General features: G+C 65.8%; 15 protein-coding genes. 12 read left to right on the top strand and 3 right to left on the bottom strand.

Features of this window, described 5'->3' with window-relative positions; genetic code table 11:
• The 10 genes from DSAT_RS12605 to DSAT_RS12560 all read left to right on the top strand — a co-directional run.
• Positions 1–268 (top strand): flagellin (locus tag DSAT_RS12605; protein WP_020887913.1); only part of this gene is annotated, 268 nt, incomplete at its 5' end.
• Between the two features lie 187 nt (positions 269–455).
• A complete protein-coding gene (locus DSAT_RS12600; RefSeq protein WP_020887912.1) occupies positions 456–1,349 on the top strand; it encodes a flagellin N-terminal helical domain-containing protein in 894 nt (297 codons plus the stop codon).
• A gap of 150 nt (positions 1,350–1,499) precedes the next feature.
• Positions 1,500–3,212, top strand: coding sequence for a flagellar filament capping protein FliD (gene fliD / locus DSAT_RS12595; protein ID WP_020887911.1), 1,713 nt, complete (start codon positions 1,500–1,502; stop codon positions 3,210–3,212).
• Between the two features lie 3 nt (positions 3,213–3,215).
• Positions 3,216–3,911, top strand: a complete 696-nt coding sequence (fliS, locus tag DSAT_RS12590; protein ID WP_020887910.1) for a flagellar export chaperone FliS — start codon at positions 3,216–3,218, stop codon at positions 3,909–3,911.
• Positions 3,912–3,961: 50 nt separating this feature from the next.
• On the top strand, positions 3,962–5,185 hold the full coding sequence (locus DSAT_RS12585) for a glycosyltransferase family protein (RefSeq protein ID WP_020887909.1): 1,224 nt from the start codon (positions 3,962–3,964) through the stop codon (positions 5,183–5,185).
• Between the two features lie 36 nt (positions 5,186–5,221).
• Entirely contained in the window at positions 5,222–6,064 is an 843-nt protein-coding gene (locus DSAT_RS12580; protein ID WP_020887908.1) for a nitrilase-related carbon-nitrogen hydrolase, read from the top strand.
• Positions 6,065–6,131: 67 nt separating this feature from the next.
• Complete coding sequence (locus tag DSAT_RS12575; RefSeq protein WP_020887907.1) at positions 6,132–7,748, top strand: YIP1 family protein; 1,617 nt, start codon at positions 6,132–6,134, stop codon at positions 7,746–7,748.
• A gap of 133 nt (positions 7,749–7,881) precedes the next feature.
• The gene (locus tag DSAT_RS12570; RefSeq protein WP_020887906.1) at positions 7,882–9,009 is read left to right on the top strand and encodes an OmpA family protein; all 1,128 of its coding nucleotides are present in this window, start codon (positions 7,882–7,884) and stop codon (positions 9,007–9,009) included.
• A 51-nt stretch (positions 9,010–9,060) separates the two neighbouring features.
• On the top strand, positions 9,061–9,783 hold the full coding sequence (locus DSAT_RS12565; protein WP_161656107.1) for a response regulator: 723 nt from the start codon (positions 9,061–9,063) through the stop codon (positions 9,781–9,783).
• A gap of 79 nt (positions 9,784–9,862) precedes the next feature.
• On the top strand, positions 9,863–10,246 hold the full coding sequence (locus DSAT_RS12560) for a response regulator transcription factor (protein WP_020887904.1): 384 nt from the start codon (positions 9,863–9,865) through the stop codon (positions 10,244–10,246).
• Between the two features lie 16 nt (positions 10,247–10,262).
• Here the strand turns inward: DSAT_RS12560 and DSAT_RS12555 are convergent, their stop codons facing one another.
• The 3 genes from DSAT_RS12555 to DSAT_RS12545 are packed head-to-tail and all read right to left on the bottom strand — an operon-like array spanning position 10,263 to position 13,337.
• On the bottom strand, positions 10,263–10,910 hold the full coding sequence (locus tag DSAT_RS12555) for a class I SAM-dependent methyltransferase (protein WP_020887903.1): 648 nt from the start codon (positions 10,908–10,910) through the stop codon (positions 10,263–10,265).
• Positions 10,910–12,058, bottom strand: coding sequence for a BtaA family protein (locus DSAT_RS12550; protein WP_020887902.1), 1,149 nt, complete (start codon positions 12,056–12,058; stop codon positions 10,910–10,912). Before DSAT_RS12550 ends, DSAT_RS12555 begins: the two co-directional genes overlap by 1 nt.
• 10 nt (positions 12,059–12,068) lie before the next feature.
• Positions 12,069–13,337, bottom strand: coding sequence for a radical SAM protein (locus DSAT_RS12545; RefSeq protein ID WP_020887901.1), 1,269 nt, complete (start codon positions 13,335–13,337; stop codon positions 12,069–12,071).
• A gap of 262 nt (positions 13,338–13,599) precedes the next feature.
• On the opposite strand from DSAT_RS12545, the gene ahbC reads away from it, so the two are divergent.
• Together ahbC and hemB are read left to right on the top strand one after the other, a co-directional pair.
• On the top strand, positions 13,600–14,841 hold the full coding sequence (gene ahbC, locus DSAT_RS12540; protein WP_020887900.1) for a 12,18-didecarboxysiroheme deacetylase: 1,242 nt from the start codon (positions 13,600–13,602) through the stop codon (positions 14,839–14,841).
• A gap of 26 nt (positions 14,842–14,867) precedes the next feature.
• Positions 14,868–15,839, top strand: a complete 972-nt coding sequence (hemB, locus tag DSAT_RS12535) for a porphobilinogen synthase (protein WP_020887899.1) — start codon at positions 14,868–14,870, stop codon at positions 15,837–15,839.
• Positions 15,840–15,848: the final 9 nt, after the last annotated feature.

The raw sequence follows: 15,848 nt of genomic DNA, 5'->3' as shown, positions 1-15,848 counted from the left end.
CCTTGAGGGCATCCAGCAGGCCATCATCTCCAAGTACAAGATCCGCGCCAACCTGGGTGCGCTCCAGAACCGCCTGGAGAACACCATCACCAACCTCCAGATCCAGGCCGAGAACCTGCAGGCTTCCGAGTCGCGCATCTCCGACGTGGACGTGGCCCTGGAGATGACCGAGTTCGTGCGCCAGCAGATCCTTTCGCAGGCCGCCGTGGCCATGCTTTCGCAGGCCAACAGCCTGCCGAGGATGGCCATGCAGCTCCTGGGCGGCTAGTAGCCCTCAATCCGCATTCAGCCTTCAACACGGGCCCGTCCGCGAAAGCGGGCGGGCTTTTTTCTTTTTTTTCTCGACCCCCTAAAGGGAATCTCCAGTCAGCCGATAGGGCAGGCAACGGTGACTCACACGTGAAACTTTGCCACCGGCAGGGACGCCGGGGCCAACAATCCAAGGAGGAAACACTATGTCGCTCGTTATCAACCACAACCTGATGGCCATGAACGCGGCCCGCAACCTGACCACGGCCTACAGCAACCTGGGCACGTCGGTGAACCGGCTGTCTTCGGGCCTGCGCATCAACAGCGCGGCCGACGACGCCGCGGGGCTGGCGATTCGCGAACTCATGCGCGCGGACATTGCGTCTATTAACCAGGGCGTGCGCAACGCCATGGACGCGATCTCCATGATCCAGACCGCGGACGGCGCGCTGGGCGTCATCGACGAGAAGCTGATCCGCATGAAGGAACTCGCCGAGCAGGCCGCCACCGGCACCTACAACTCGGACCAGCGTCTCATCATCGACTCCGAATACCAGGCCATGGCTTCGGAAATCACCCGAATCGCCAATGCCACGGACTTCAACGGCATCTACCTGCTGAACGGCAACCTGAGCGCCGAGACCCACAACGGCGAGGGTCTGAACCCCACCGGCAAGCTCAAGGTCCACTTCGGCGCGGGCAACGATTCGGCCGAGGACTACTACTACATCCAGATCGGCAACTCCACGGCCTCGGCGCTCGGCGTCGGCATCGGCGCCGGTGCAGGCGCGCAGGCCAAGTCGGTCTCCACCCAGGCCCTTGCGCAGCGCGCCCTTGAGGGCATCCAGCAGGCCATCATCTCCAAGGACAAGATCCGCGCCAACCTGGGTGCGCTGCAGAACCGCCTGGAGAACACCATCACCAACCTCCAGATCCAGGCCGAAAACCTGCAGGCTTCCGAGTCGCGCATCTCCGACGTGGACGTTGCTCTGGAGATGACGGAGTTCGTGCGCCAGCAGATCCTCTCCCAGGCCGCCGTGGCCATGCTCTCGCAGGCCAACAGCCTGCCGAGGATGGCCATGCAGCTCCTGGGCGGCTAAAGTCGACCCCGTATAACGCCGAACAGACAATAAGGCCGGGCTCCGTCTCGGAGCCCGGCCCTCCCCGGCGACGGGGCGACTGGCATCGTCCTTGCTAACCTTCCGGCGGGAAACTCTCCTCCCGGAAAAAATTACCGGACGGTTCGGCGCATGATAAACGGCAATCTCGCATCCGGCGGCATCTCCTTCACCGGCCTTGGCTCGGGCACGGATTTCGACTCGATCATCGAAAAGCTCATCGAGGTCGAATCACTCAAGAAAAAGCGGCTCGAAATCTGGAAATCCTCTTGGGAAAAGAAGATCGAGGGCTTCCAGGAACTGAACACCAAGCTGCTCTCGCTCAAGACCTCGTTGCAGGCCATGGATCGCCCAGGCGAGTTCCTGGTCAAGAACACGAGTTCCACCGACTCAGCCGCGCTCACGGCCACGGCCACGGCCGACGCCGAGGAAGGCTCCTACGTCTTCAGCATCAACCAACTCGCCCAGAATCAGATCCTGACCTTCAACACGCCCGCGACATCGCTCAATACCGTAGTCAACAACTCGGGCACAACGCAGACCTTCACCTACACCTACGCGGGCACGGACCACACCGTGAACGTGCCGAACGGCACGACGCTTGGCACCTTGATCAACATTATCAACGCGGACGGCGGCAACCTGGGCGTACGCGCGAGCGCCATCAAGGTTTCCGAGGGCGAATATCGCATGCAACTGCGCGGCCTGGACACGGGTGCCGCAAAAACCCTGACCATCGCAGGCTCGACCACCCTGTCCGGTTATCAAAGCGGAGACGTCACCGTCTCGCAATCCGCCCAGGACGCCCAGTTCCGCTTGAACAACTTCCCGAGCAACGCCTGGCTGACTCGGGCCACCAACTCCATCGACGACGTGGTGCCCGGCCTGACGGTGCTTTTCAAATCGACCTCCGCCAACGTCACGGTCAACGTGGAGACGGACATCGAAGGCATCAAGGAGCAAGTCCGGACCTTCGTGAACCAGATCAACGAGGTACGCTCCTTCCTGAAGGAGCTGACCAAAATCGACTCCATGACCAACAAGGGAAGCCTGCTTTCGGGCAACTACGGCGTGGCCATGATCTCCCAGAATCTGAAAAACATCACTGCCTCCAAGGGGCTCGGCTTCGAGTATTTCAACAGCGCCACAGGCACGGGCGACATGTACACCACGCTCTCACAGCTCGGCATCCTCACGGACGCCGACGCGGGCTCGGTGAACTCGGGACTTTTGATCCTCAACGAGGATCGGCTCGACGAGGTGCTGAAGACCAACCTCGACGACGTGGTGAGCCTGTTCTCCGCCCACTACGAGGGCTCGGCCACGGTCACCCAGCCCAGCGACAATCCGGCCGCCTTCACCTACTACAACAGCATCCAGGGGACCACCAAGGGCGGTACCTACGCCGTGTCCTACTCCATCTCCGGCGGCGTGGTCACGGGCGCGACCATCGGCGGCTACCCGGCCAGATTCGACTCGGAGACCGGGCAGATCACGGCCACCACCGGGCCGGCCACGGGTCTCGCCATCCAGTTGAACACTTTCGACAACGGCACATATTCTGGCAGCGTTTCGCTCAAGGTCGGCAAGGTCACGGAACTCATCAACGAGTTGAACCGCCTCACGGACACCCGCGAGGGCACGCTGAACATCCTTGAGGACAATTACCGAGACATCATCGAGAATATCCAAAAAAAGATCGAATTCGAGGAGCGCCGCCTGAAGAACAACGAACGCAACCTGCGCGATCGTTTCGCTCGGCTCGAAGCCACCCTTTCCAACTACAACGGGATCCAGGGTATGCTGCAGAACCAGATCAAGCAGCTCCCCTCGGGATCGGAGTAAGGCATGCACAAAGCCACGCGCGCCTACATCGCCACGCAGGTGGGCACGACCAGTCAGGCCGACCTGCTCATCCTGCTCTACGACGGCGCGATGAAGTATCTCTCGCAGGCCAAGGAGCGCATTCAGGCCCGCGACTTCAAGGGCAAGGGCCAGCTTCTGGCCAAGGCCTCGGACGTCATCAACGAGTTGCAATCGAGCCTGAACAAGGAAAAGGGCGGCGAGATCGCCGAAAATCTTTCACGACTCTATTTCTACTGCAATTCCCGCCTGCTCATGGCCAACCTGAAGATGGACACCGAGGCCATCGACCAGGTCATCAACATTCTCAAGGGACTGCGCTCCGCATATGCGGAGATCAAGGGAGCAGCCGAGACGGCCGTGCCGGACGAGCAGGCCAAGGCCCCGGCCAAGCCGCTCAGCCTCGCGGCTGCGGCCACGGCGATGAAGATGCAGCCCAAGGCGGGTGCGGTCCAGCCCGAGAGCCAGGCCGCGACGACCGGAGAAGCGCGGGCGCAGTCCGAATCGGAAGCGACGATGCAGCCGACCGCATTCAGCGACGCGGCAAACGGAGCGGAGAAGCGGCCCGCGCCCGAAAGCGCCCCGAAGCCCGCGACCGAAGCGTCTCCGCAGCCGCCGCGCCCCGTGACCTTGCAGGTCCGCCGCGCCGCCATGGCCTACGGCAACTCGCAGAGCAGGTGATCCCCAGGCAGGCCCCTTGCTGCGCCGCGCTCCCACGGCTATGCTGCGCCATGCCTCGCATCGTCCATACTCCGGGCCACACGTCGGCGTTCTCCTTCTATAGCCGCGAGGTGCTACGCTACCGGCTCGGACCGGATACACCGCTTTCGCCGGAGCCGCCTCACGCGCGCGTCGAGACGCTCTGCGCGCGCATTCGAAAGGCCATGGCCCGCCAAGAGAAGTCCGCGGTACTCCTGTTCGGCTTGGCCTCGGGCGCGCTGGCCCGCGCCCTGGCGGCAAGCCTGCCGTCTTCCGTGCGCCTCGTGGTCAGCGAGCCCGACCCCGGCACGGCCCGAGCGGGCCTCGCCTCGGGGCGGCTGGAGTGGTGGCGCGGTGACCCAAGCCGCGATCTGCTCGCCGATTCCTCGCCCTGGGCGCACAAGCTCCTGTGGCTTTCGGAAGGGCTCACGCCCGAGACCACCTTCGACCTCGTGAATCCCGAACTTTCTCCCGAGCAACGCGGAGCGGCCACGCGGCTGCGCGATGTCTTCCATCTCGGCCGCACGGTCGAATTCGACGGCCCTCCCACCATTGCCCTCCCCGCCCTCACGCTCGCGGCCATCCTGCATCCGGACGAGCCAAGCCTTGCGGACTTCTTCGCCTGCGCGCCCAAATACGTGCGCCGCTTCGTGGCCGTGTGGGATGGCCACATCCCCGACGACCTGCCGCTCGACGCACGGCGCACGGATATCGTGCGCCCCCTGGACGGCGATTTCGCGGCCCAGCGAAACGTCATGCTCGATGCCTGCGACGACGGCTGGGTCCTCGTCCTGGACGCGGACGAACGGCTGCCGGAGGCACTGTGGCAAGCCCTGCCCGACCTTGCGGCGCAGGCGGACGAGAGGGGCGTCTCGGCGTTTCACCTGCCCCGGCTGACGCTCTATCCAGACGCCGCGCACGCAAAATGCGGCCACGGCCTGTGGCCGGACCTGCAACTTCGTTTCTTCCGCAAGCGGCCCAGACTTGCCTACGCGCGCCCCGTGCACGAACGGCTGGAGGGAATCACGGGACAGACCTGCATCCTCCTGAATGCGTCCATCCTGCACGAGCAGACACTGACCAAAAGCAGCGAGCGCATCAGACAAAAGCTCGACGGCTTCAACGCCGCCGCGCGAGGGGGCGTGCGCCACGTGCTCTCGGACGACTACCCCCGTCTGCCGCTTGCGCTCCTCCCCGGCGCAGGCCATTTCACGCTTCCCGCGCGCGGCCTTGTGCTTCCCGAAAACCAGGTGTAACCACCCTTGCGCCATGCATGGCCCGGAGAGACGCCCATGACGCTTTACCTCGGCGCGTTCCAAACGCCCGTCTGCACATGCCTTGAAGACCTCGCGCCCTTTCTCGACACGGCCGCATCACACGCGGAGCCGACGTTCTGGCTCTTTCCCGAACTCTTCTACGGTGGATTCGACTACGAGCAGCGACTGCGCTGGGCCGCCGAAAACCAGGACCTGCTGGTCAGGCTCCAGGACTTCTGCGACCAGACCGGCCATGCTCTGGCGGGCAGCTTCTGGGAGCGACGCGACAACGCCTTGTACAATTCGCTGTACGTCGTTTCCGGCGAGCATCCCCGGCCGCAGCGCATCTACAGCAAGCTGCACCTGTTTCCCGGCGTGGACGAGAGCCGCTATTTCACGCCCGGCGAGCCCTGCCCCCGGCCCGTGACCTGGCGGGGACTTCGCATCGGCGGAGCCATCTGTTTCGACCTGCGCTTTCCCGAACTCTTCCGCCTCCAGTCCCGCCAGGACATGGACCTCTTCGCCGTGGCCGGACAATGGGCCCAGACGCGCCTGCCCCACTGGCGGCGGCTGCTCACAGCCAGGGCCATCGAAACACAGGCCTACATGCTCGCGGCCAACGCCGTGGGCGAGACGCCCTTCGGCCATCTGCCCGGCTACTCCTGCCTGGTTTCGCCCTGGGGCAAGCTCGTCTTTTCCTGCCATCGCGGCCCGCGCGCCGTGCGCGCCCCCTTCGATCCCGACCTAGTCCGACGCGCCCGGCGGCTCTTCACGACCCGCGACACCCCGCACTTCGTCATCGCAGGCCGCGCGGGCAAAGGCTGCCCGGACGAACGCGAGCCCCTCGGCCCTGTCCGCGCGGGCCCCGATTCGCCTTGATTTGCCACGCCCGAGAAGGTAGGCTTTCAAACTTGGACATCCAAAATCCCCCCAAGCGGATGACGCCATGGACATAACCTGCCCCGAATGCGGATTCACCCGGAGCGTTCCGGACGACAAGATACCCGCGGGCTCGGTGCGCGCCACCTGCCCCAAGTGCAAGACCAAGTTCCAGTTCCGCTCCCTGCCCGACGAGTTTCCCGGCGAACAGGAACGTGATGCCGAGGACGAAGGCGTCGAGAAGCGAGAACGGACGCACATTGCGCCGCCCGACCTCGCGCCGAGACGCGAATTCCCGGACGAGGCTTTGGACAAAAAACCCTCCCTGCTCCAGCCCGAAACGCCTCGCGAAACGCCCACGTCGGTCGACGAACCGCCCAAACCGGCACGCACCCGGCCGCTCATCCCCTGGGTTGACGAGGAGGCCGAGGCGGAAGAGGCCTCGGCAGAGCGCATCTCGGCCCTGCTCAAACCTCCGCCGACGGCGCAGCCCTCCGAAACCGAAGGCGGCGACCCCATCAGCCGCCTGACCCGGACCCTCGGGTTCGAATCCTCGCCGGAACTCCCAGACAATGAGCCCGAAGCGGCCCGCACAATTGCGGGCCATGATGCGGACACTGGTTCGGACAGCGCCTCCACGCTTTTGCAGCGACCGTCCGAGCCGCCTCCCGCAAAACCGGGCACGGCAGCGAAAGAACCCCCGGCCTCGCTGCTGCGCGAGCCGCACGTCGGCCACGCCAGGCAGGCCGCTTCAAAAACCTGGCCCGGCGCAAGCCCCGACGACGACTCTCCGGTGCAGGTCACGGGACCGAGGAGGTGGACCGAGGCAGGCCCGGAAGAGGAAGGCCCGGAAGAGGAAGGCCAGCCCCCCACGCATCCCGCTCCCTGGACCGACGAGAAGCCCGAAAGCCGCGCCGGGAAACGCTCCGGACGCCAGCCCCCGCAGGACGACGCCGACGACATCTGGCAGCGACTCGAGGCCATGGAGGCAGGCGACGAGGCAGAACGGCGAGAGAGCCGCTTCGACGAGGCCGTGGACTGGCGCCCCGAGCCGGGCGAACCCGAGGTGGACGCACCTTTCGAACGCCTGGACCGGCACGGCTTCTTCGGCGGACTTTTCGCCACCACCACGCGCGCCATGTTCTCGCCCGGCCTGTTTTTCGAGGCCTTACCCGTGAACAAGGGCCTGGGCCGCCCACTGGTCTACGCCATCCTCATCTCGCTCATCGGACATCTGCTGATGCTGCCCTGGGTCGTCACGGCTCTGGACACGCTCGCGACCCAGGTGGATTCGGCCGCCTTGCGGGAAGTGATCATGTCCGCCTACGGTCCGCGCAGCCAGATAACCCAGACCATCGTCGCGCCTTTCACGACCACCTTGCAGATGTTTTTCTTCGCCTCGATCATCCACGTGGGTCTATTCGTCTTCCAGGGGGGCAAGCGGGGATTCGAGGCTACCTTCCGGGTGCTCTGCTACTCCTGCGCCACCGCGCCGCTCGCGATCATCCCCTTCGTCGGCCCGGCCCTGGCCCTGGTCTGGTCCATGCTCATCACGTTCATCGGCCTCAAACGCATCCACAGGACCAGCTATCTCCAGGTGCTTCTGGCCCTGGTCCTGCCTCTGGCCATCCTGGTGCTGCTGGTCTTCGCCGTCATCGCGGGCATGTCGAGCTACTCGGCATAGTTGTTGCTATCTCCGGGTGAAACAACGGCGTCCCGTCACGGACCCGTCCGCCGCCAAAACCCCGCGCCTGGGCCGTGAATGATCACGGCCCAGGCGCGGGGGGCGCGCGAAAAGCCGTTCCCGGAGAAGCGTCATGAATCTGACGACCACGCGCCTTGCGGCCCTGGCCCTCGCCTGCCTCCTGCTCTCGGCCTGCGGCCATGTGCAGCCCCGCGTCACCGAGTCATCCAAGGTCACACTGGACCAGGAAGTGCGCACCTCGCCCCTGCACACCTACTCCAAGCCTCGCACCACGCCCACGCGCGGACTCTCGGCCCTTTTCGTGCCCTTCAAGGTCACGGAGTCCATGGAAAACCCGCGCCTCATCGGCACGCAATCCATGACCGTCTTCTGGCAGACCTTCATGGAGCGTGAAGTCTTCGCCGTGCAAAGCCTCGACGACGACGCCTTCTACAACAACCGCGCGCACGTGGCCCGCCTGGCCCGTTCCAAGGGCGCGGACCTGGCCGTGACCGGCGAGATCAGCCATTATCTGCACGGCGGCAGCAACTCGGACTCGGCCGTCTCGCTCAGGCTCGACATCATCGACGCCGCCTCGGGCGATCTCGTGTGGTCCCTTGCCCAGGCTGGCCGCATGGAGCGGGTGCTGACCGAGGACTACATCCTGTTCCGGCGCTCGTACCGCATGCCCATGGACGCCATGAACCTCATGCTCTACCGCATCGCTACGAACATGGCCGACGTCGTCCACGACTGGTCCGACGCCCACGGCTTCGCCACCACCTCGGACGACATCCTGCAAGGGCTCTTGCGTCCCCATCGTGTCGCCGCGCCAAGCGATCCCAAGGCCGGGGCCAAGGCCATGGAGTACGCACCCGACGGCACCGAGCGCGTCGTCGTGGAGCGCGACCCGCTCAAGGGCGTGAACCTGAAGGTCGAATTCGACTTCGACAAGTGGGACATCAGGCCGGACGCGGCGCTCATCCTGAACGAACTGGGCAAGGCCCTGACCTCGCCCGAACTCGCCGGAAAGAGCTTCACCTTGCGTGGCCACACGGACAGCGTGGGAACCGAGGAGTACAACATGCGTCTCTCGCTGCGCCGCGCGAACGCGGTCAAGCACTACCTCGCGACGCAGTTCAAGATTGCTCCGGAGTTGCTCATCCCCAAGGGCTTTGGCGAATCCATGCCCCTGGCCCCCAACGACACCCCGGAAAATCGTCAATTGAACCGCCGCGTGGAGGTCGTTCGCAATCCTTGATTGCACCCAGGGCGAGAAATGCGCTATGGGATTGGCAGATGCGAGAATCCCATGGCTGAACACACCCATTCCACATCCCGTCCGGCCTCCGGGGATCAACGCCCTGTCCTGCTGGTCGAGGACGACGTCCTGAACGCCATGTACACGGAACAGGTGCTGCGCAGGATGGGCCTGCCAGCGCGCGTTGCGGGTTCCGGACGCGCGGCCCTGGAAATCATGGCCTCCCTGCCGGTCCGGGCGGTGATCCTGGACATCGAACTGCCGGACATGGACGGCTTCGAGGTCTTGCGGCGCGTGCGCGAGGCGCGACACTGGGCCACTTCATCCGACGTGCCCGTCTTTGCGCTCACCGGCCATGAGCGGGCCTGGATCAAAAAACGGGATGTGACCGGCGCACTGAGCGGAATTCTCTCCAAGCCCATCTCGGAAGCAGCCCTGGCCGAGGCGCTTGCACCGTCCGCAAATGCATTGACTGGACGATCGCTCGGCGCCGACACCGCCTTGGCGCGCGAGTTCGCGTCCATCTTCCTGGACGAGCTTCCCGGCCGCTTGGCGGGTCTGCGCCACGCAATGGACACGGATGACCTGGGCGCGCTGGCTCGTCACGGCCACTCCCTCAAAAGCACCACTGCCATGGTCGGCGCGACGCGTGCCTCCATCGCGGCCATGCGACTCGAAGCGGCCGCCGTGCAAGGCTGCCCCGAGGACTGCCGGAGCCTCGTCGCCGACCTGGAGCGCGAACTTCATGCCGCCCGCACGTCCCTGGACGCTTGACGGAACGCGCACAGTCCCTATTTCAAAAAATGGGTCAACATAACGTTCGCCCTGAACGCCATGCAAGGAGCCCTGCCGCATGACGCATCCCCGGGCCACCGTGCTCGTCATCGACGACGACCCGACCATGCGACGCTTCATCCGCGCCGTGCTGGAACGCGAAGGCCACGAGGTGATCGAGGCGGCCAACGGTAAGGAGGGGCTTGCGCTCTTCCGCTCGCGGCCGGTGAACTGCCTGATCGTGGACATCTTCATGCCGGACAAGGACGGCCTGGAAACGATCATGGAGCTTCGCAACGAATCGGCCGAATGCCGCATCCTGGCCATGTCCGGCGGCGGATCGCTGGGCGACATGAGTTTTCTGGACTATTCCAGGGCCTTCGGCGCGCAAGCGCTGTTGCGAAAACCCTTCGCTCCGGACGAGTTGCTGTCCGCCGTGAGCGGCCTGCTCGCCACACCATGAGGCGCTGGCGTCCAGACTATTTCTTCTCGCCCACGAACAGCGCGTACCGCCAGACGCCGAACCAGGCCGGGCGAACGCTCACGCGGCGCGGCGCGAAACGCGCTTCGAGTTCGGGCAGGAGATGCCCTTCCATGCGCACGTGGTTGGCCCGCATCCAGGCCCGAAAGCCGTCCAAGGCCGTGTCGTGGAAATCCACCACCGCGAGCAGCCCGCCGGGACGAAGATCCGCGTAGGCCGCATCCAACGCCTGCTCGAAGCCCGGATTGAACATGGACAAGGCGTAGGAAAAGAGAACGAGGTCGTGCGACCCCGGTTCGAGCGGCGCGTCGTACGGCCGCCGCGCGAGCTTGGCCGTGACCCCGGCCCGGCAAAGCCCCAGCCCCCCGAGCCGCTTGCTGGCCCTGGCCAGCATGGGCGCGCACACGTCCACCCCGGTCAGCGAGGCGCGCGGCATGCGCCTGCCCAAAGTCTGCAGATTGCGGCCCGTGCCGCATCCCGCCTCCAGAATTCGCGGCTCATGGATTGCGGAAAGCTCGCGCGCCGCGACATCCAATATCTCGTTGCGGCCGAGCAGGAACGTCCAGCGCGTGGCGTCGTAGATGCGCGCGTGCACGGCATAGTAGCGGTTGAGCTTCTCGTGCGTGGCGAAGGCTGCGTCGCGCATCAGCCGACCTCCGCCAGGTGCTGGCTGCCGTAGGTGCCCACGCGGTCGAGGGGATGCGCGGGCTCGGTCAGATCGGGACGAAAAGCGAGCCGCGCCAAGGCCTCCTCGGGGATGAAGTCCACGCGGCCGCCAGCAGAGCGCAGCAGCACCCTGGCCCCGGTCAACGCCCGCTCAAGGATCAGCCCCCATTCCTCGCGCAGGGCCAGCGGAACGTGCCTGGCCATCCAGTCCTGATGGTCAAGGAGCACGAAATGGCTGTAAGCCCCCTCGTTTGCGCGCAAAAAACCGCTCAGGCTGTCGGTATGGGTGTGGACGCGCGCCACCCGCTCGCGCAGAACCTCGAAATTCTCGGGCTTGAGGTAGTTCGGACAGCAGGCAGGCGTGTAGGATCCGGTCAGATAGACGCGCCAGAAATAATTCTCGTCGATGGGCACGCGCGTCAGCACGTGCCTGAGCCGGTCGCGGACGAAGCCAGCCAGTCCATCCGGGTGCTCGCGCACGATGAGGTCGATCTGGGGGCGCGGCACGCCCAAAAAGGCCATGAGCCACGGCTGGCGCACGATTCCAGACAGCACCCGGCTCCACAGCCGGGGCTCGATGGCCGCGAAGACCCGCTCCTGCTCCTGCCGATCCTTGGCCTCCAAAAGCTCCATGGCCAGCGTGCGAAGCTCCGGCCGCAATTTCCACAGCAGGCGCGAGACCGCGTAGGCCACGTCCCCGGCCGCGCCCCGGTAGTAGAACGACCCCCGCCCCTCGGGCGAGAACCAGCCGATCTTCCTGTCCCAGAAATCCTTGGCGAAGTCGGGCAGATGGCGACGCACGGAGGAATAGATGCGCTCGTGGTCGCGATCCGCGCCGCGACCGAAGAGCGCCCAAAGCTGGTAGTGCCCGGCATGCAGGATGAGCGCCTTCTTGAGTTCGAGCAGCGCGTTCTGGCGGTAGTTCATGTCCACGCAATCCACGCGGGCGGGATCGTCGAGCAGGTATTCCAGGGCGTTGCACCCGGCCGAGGTGATGACCACGACGCGCGCGTCCGGCCCCAGTTCAAGCAAGTCCCGGTCGAGCGCCGGGTCTTCCCAGCAGCAATTATAGATCAGGCGGCCTTGGTGGACCAGACGGAAGAAACGGTCGTGCAGGCTCTTGAACATGACGGGCTCCTCATGCGGGCGCGAAGCGGGCAAGCGCCTCGCGGTCTGGGGGAATGCGGGCGTCGAACCAACCGCAAGCGCGGTAGTAGGCAAGATCGGTCAGCCACTCGCGCATGAACGCGCGATCGCCCGCCAGCCGCCCGGCGAGCGCAAGGGGTCTTCGGAACAGGTCGAGGAGCGGCCCGGCCATCTCCGAGGGGTCGCGGAAGCACTCCCACTCGCAGGCGCGGCAGGCGGCCGAAGGCGTGATGTGCGCAGGGTCGAGTTCCAAGGCCGGTCCCAGATCCTCCCCGCCCCTGTAGCCGCAGGGGAAGGCGCGCATGCCCTTCGCGTCCACGAAAAAGAAATCGACGCCGCCCCGGCAGGCGTTGGCCGCAGGGCCGCCTTCACCGGCCGTCTCGCGCATCAAGGCCAAGAGCGCGCTTTTGGGCGTGAAGACGCGCAAACGGTGGCGGTAGCGCGGGACCACGTCGTAAAGCGCGGCGAAAAGTTCATGCTTTTCGGCCCGGCTGAAAGAGATGACGTCGTCGCGGCTCGTGGCCTGGTAGACCGCGCCCGCGTCCTCACCGCTCATGGGGTAGCAGGCGTTGACGATGGAAAAACCCAGGTCCAGTACACGCAGATAGAAACGGTGCAGCGCCAGACGCGCCTGGGCGGCGAACGCCTCGCGCGTCTCTGGCCGCTCAGGATCGATGGCGGGCAGGCGCTGCCCGCCGGTCAAACGATTGAGCCCCAGGTTCACGGCCGGGTGCAGTCCGTGCTCGTGAAAAATCGGCAGGGCCTTCTCAAGGCCCCTGACCATGCCGGGCAGCCCCCGGTTGGCCTCGTGGATGGCGGGGTCGGCTGAATCGAGGCTGACCCAGAAGGTGTAAAGCCCCGCCGCGACGAGCTTTTCCGCCAGGGCGTGGACGCGGCGCGCAAACCCTGGCTTGTCCGCGCCCATGAAAAGAAATCCGTTGGTTCCCGTGCGCGTGAAGGGGATGCCCGCCGCGCGGGCGTGCGCGGCCAGGGCGCAGACCTCGTCGAGGTGGAGCAGCGGCTCGCCGCCGGTGAAGGAGACCGAAACGACGCCGCGCGCGGCCAACACGTCCAGCAGGCGGCGGGTCGCTTCGACGTCAAGGGTGCAGCGCGCGAACTCGTTGCCGCGACGCATGCCGCACTGGACGCAGGCCGCGTTGCAGCGCTCGGTGAACTGGATGACGACCTGACCGGGCAGGCGGCCCCTGGCCAGACGGCCGATGGCTGCGAGCGGCGAGAGGGGCGAACGGGGTTTGATCACGGGCACGTCCGGTTGTGGATTCGGCCACTTCTAGCCGCGCCGCGTTACGGCTGCGCGCCGAATCCACGACAACGGCATAACGGTCCCGCGCGGACGCGGCCCTATCATGCCTTGCCCTTGCGAACAGGGAGCTTATACTGACCTGAGAAAAGCAGGCGGCGGCCGAGTACATCCGGCCCCGGAATCGATACCCCGCGAGGGCTGTTCAGGCGGACCGAATTGTGGTAGCCCGCAGGCTTCGCATCTCACCCGGAGGTCTCACGTGATCGGCATTTCCAAACTCTACTGCGGCACGGTCGAGCCGTCCGACGCCCTGCGTTACGGACGCCATTCGGGCAAACTGCCCTCTCATCTGCTGCAGTTCTCCAAAGACAAGAAGCCCGTCGTGGTCTGGAACATGACCCGGCGCTGCAACCTCAAATGCATCCATTGCTACGCCAAGGCCGTGGAAGAGGACAAGGGCGCGGACCCCATCTCCACCGAGCAGGCCAAGGTCATGATCGACGACCTCGCCGCCTTCGGCGCGCCGGTCATGCTCTTTTCCGGCGGCGAGCCCCTGGCCAGGCGCGACCTGACCGAACTGGCCAGCTACGCCACCGGCAAGGGCATGCGCGCGGTCATCTCCACCAACGGCACCCTGATCACCAAGGAAAAGGCCCGGGAACTCAAGGCCGTGGGCCTGTCCTACGTGGGCATCTCCATGGACGGCGGCGAGGAAGTGCACGACAAGTTCCGCGCCGTGCCCGGCTCGTTCCGCCGCGCCATCCAGGGCATCGAGAACTGTCAGGCCGAGGGGCTGAAGGTGGGGCTTCGCTTCACCATCAACCGCCACAACGCGGGCGAGGTGCCCGTGCTCTTCAGGCTCCTCGAAGACCTCGAAGTGCCGCGCATCTGCTTCTACCACTTGGTCTACGCGGGCCGGGGCTCGGAGATGATCGCCGAGGACTTGGACCACGCCCAGACCCGCGCCGTGGTGCACCAGATCATCGACCACACGCGCGAGCTTTTCGAGCGCGGCAAGGAGAAGGAAGTCCTGACCGTGGACAACCACGCGGACGGCCCCCTGGTCTGGCTCAGGCTCCTGCGCGAGGACCCGAAGAGGGCCGCCGAGGTGCTGGAGCTTCTCTCCTGGAACGAGGGCAACTCCACGGGCCGGGGCATCGGCTGCATCTCCTGGGACGGCTCGGTGCACGCCGATCAGTTCTGGCGCAACCACACCTTCGGCAACGTACTCGAACGCCCCTTCTCGGAGATCTGGACCGATCCGGAAATCGAGCTTCTGCACAAGCTCAAGGACAAGCGCCCGCACGTCAAGGGCCGCTGCGCCACCTGCCGCTTCCTGAACATCTGCGGCGGCAACTTCCGCGCGCGCGCCGAGGCCGTCTACGGCGACGTATGGGCCGAGGACCCGGCCTGCTACCTGACCGACGAGGAGATCGCGGGCGAGCCCGTGTGCCGTCCCGACGAGGCTGCCCCGTCCGAACCCCAGGCCTGCGCCCGTTAGGCCGGGAAACGAGAAGGAGCGCGGACATGGACTTCTTCCGGGGACGGCGGCTGCGCATGTCGCCGCAGGTCAGGCGGCTGGTGGCCGAAACAGAACTCAGGCCGCAGGACCTGATCCAGCCCTGGTTCGTCTTCGAGACGGACGACGCGGACTACAAAAAGGCCATCGGCTCCATGCCGGGGCAATACCAATTGAGCATCCCGCAGCTTCTGCGCCAGGCAGAGGGCGCGGTGAAAAACGGGCTTGCCGCCTGCATCCTCTTCGGCATCCCTAAAGAGAAGGATCCGAAGGGCAGCCAGGCCTACGCCGAGAACGGCATCGTGCAAGACGCCGTGCGTGCGCTCAAGCGCGAGTTCCCCGAGCTGTGCGTGATCACCGATGTCTGCCTGTGCGAGTACACCTCGCACGGGCACTGCGGCCTGGTGGACGGCGAGCGCATCGAGAACGACCCAACCCTCGCGCTTCTGGCGCAAACGGCGCTTTCGCACGCGCGCGCGGGCGCGGACATGGTCGCCCCCTCGGACATGATGGACGGCCGCGTGGCCGCCATCCGCACGGCGCTGGACGCCGAAGGCTTCACCGACCTGCCGCTGATGTCCTACGCGGTCAAGTACGCCTCGGCCTTTTACGGGCCGTTTCGCGAGGCGGCCGAGGGCACGCCGAAGTTCGGCGACAGAAAGACCCACCAGATGGACCCGGCCAACCGGCGCGAGGCCCTGCGCGAGGCCGAGGCCGACCTCGCCGAGGGCGCGGACATTCTGATGGTCAAGCCCGCCGGGCCTTACCTGGACGTCATCCGCGACCTGCGCGAGGCCTTCGACGCGCCCCTGGCGGCCTACCAGGTCAGCGGCGAATACGCGCTCATCAAGGCGGCCGCCGAGCGCGGCTGGGTGGACGGCCGGGCCGTGGCCCTGGAAAGCCTCACGGGCATCAAGCGCGCCGGGGCCTCGCTGATTCTGACCTACTTCGCGGAAGAACTTCTTCCGGCCATTGGATAGACGGAACAC

Source organism: Alkalidesulfovibrio alkalitolerans DSM 16529 (assembly GCF_000422245.1).
Lineage (GTDB): Bacteria > Desulfobacterota > Desulfovibrionia > Desulfovibrionales > Desulfovibrionaceae > Alkalidesulfovibrio > Alkalidesulfovibrio alkalitolerans.
Note: the sequence above shows the minus strand (reverse complement) of the source record. Positions and strands in the feature narration are given on the sequence as shown.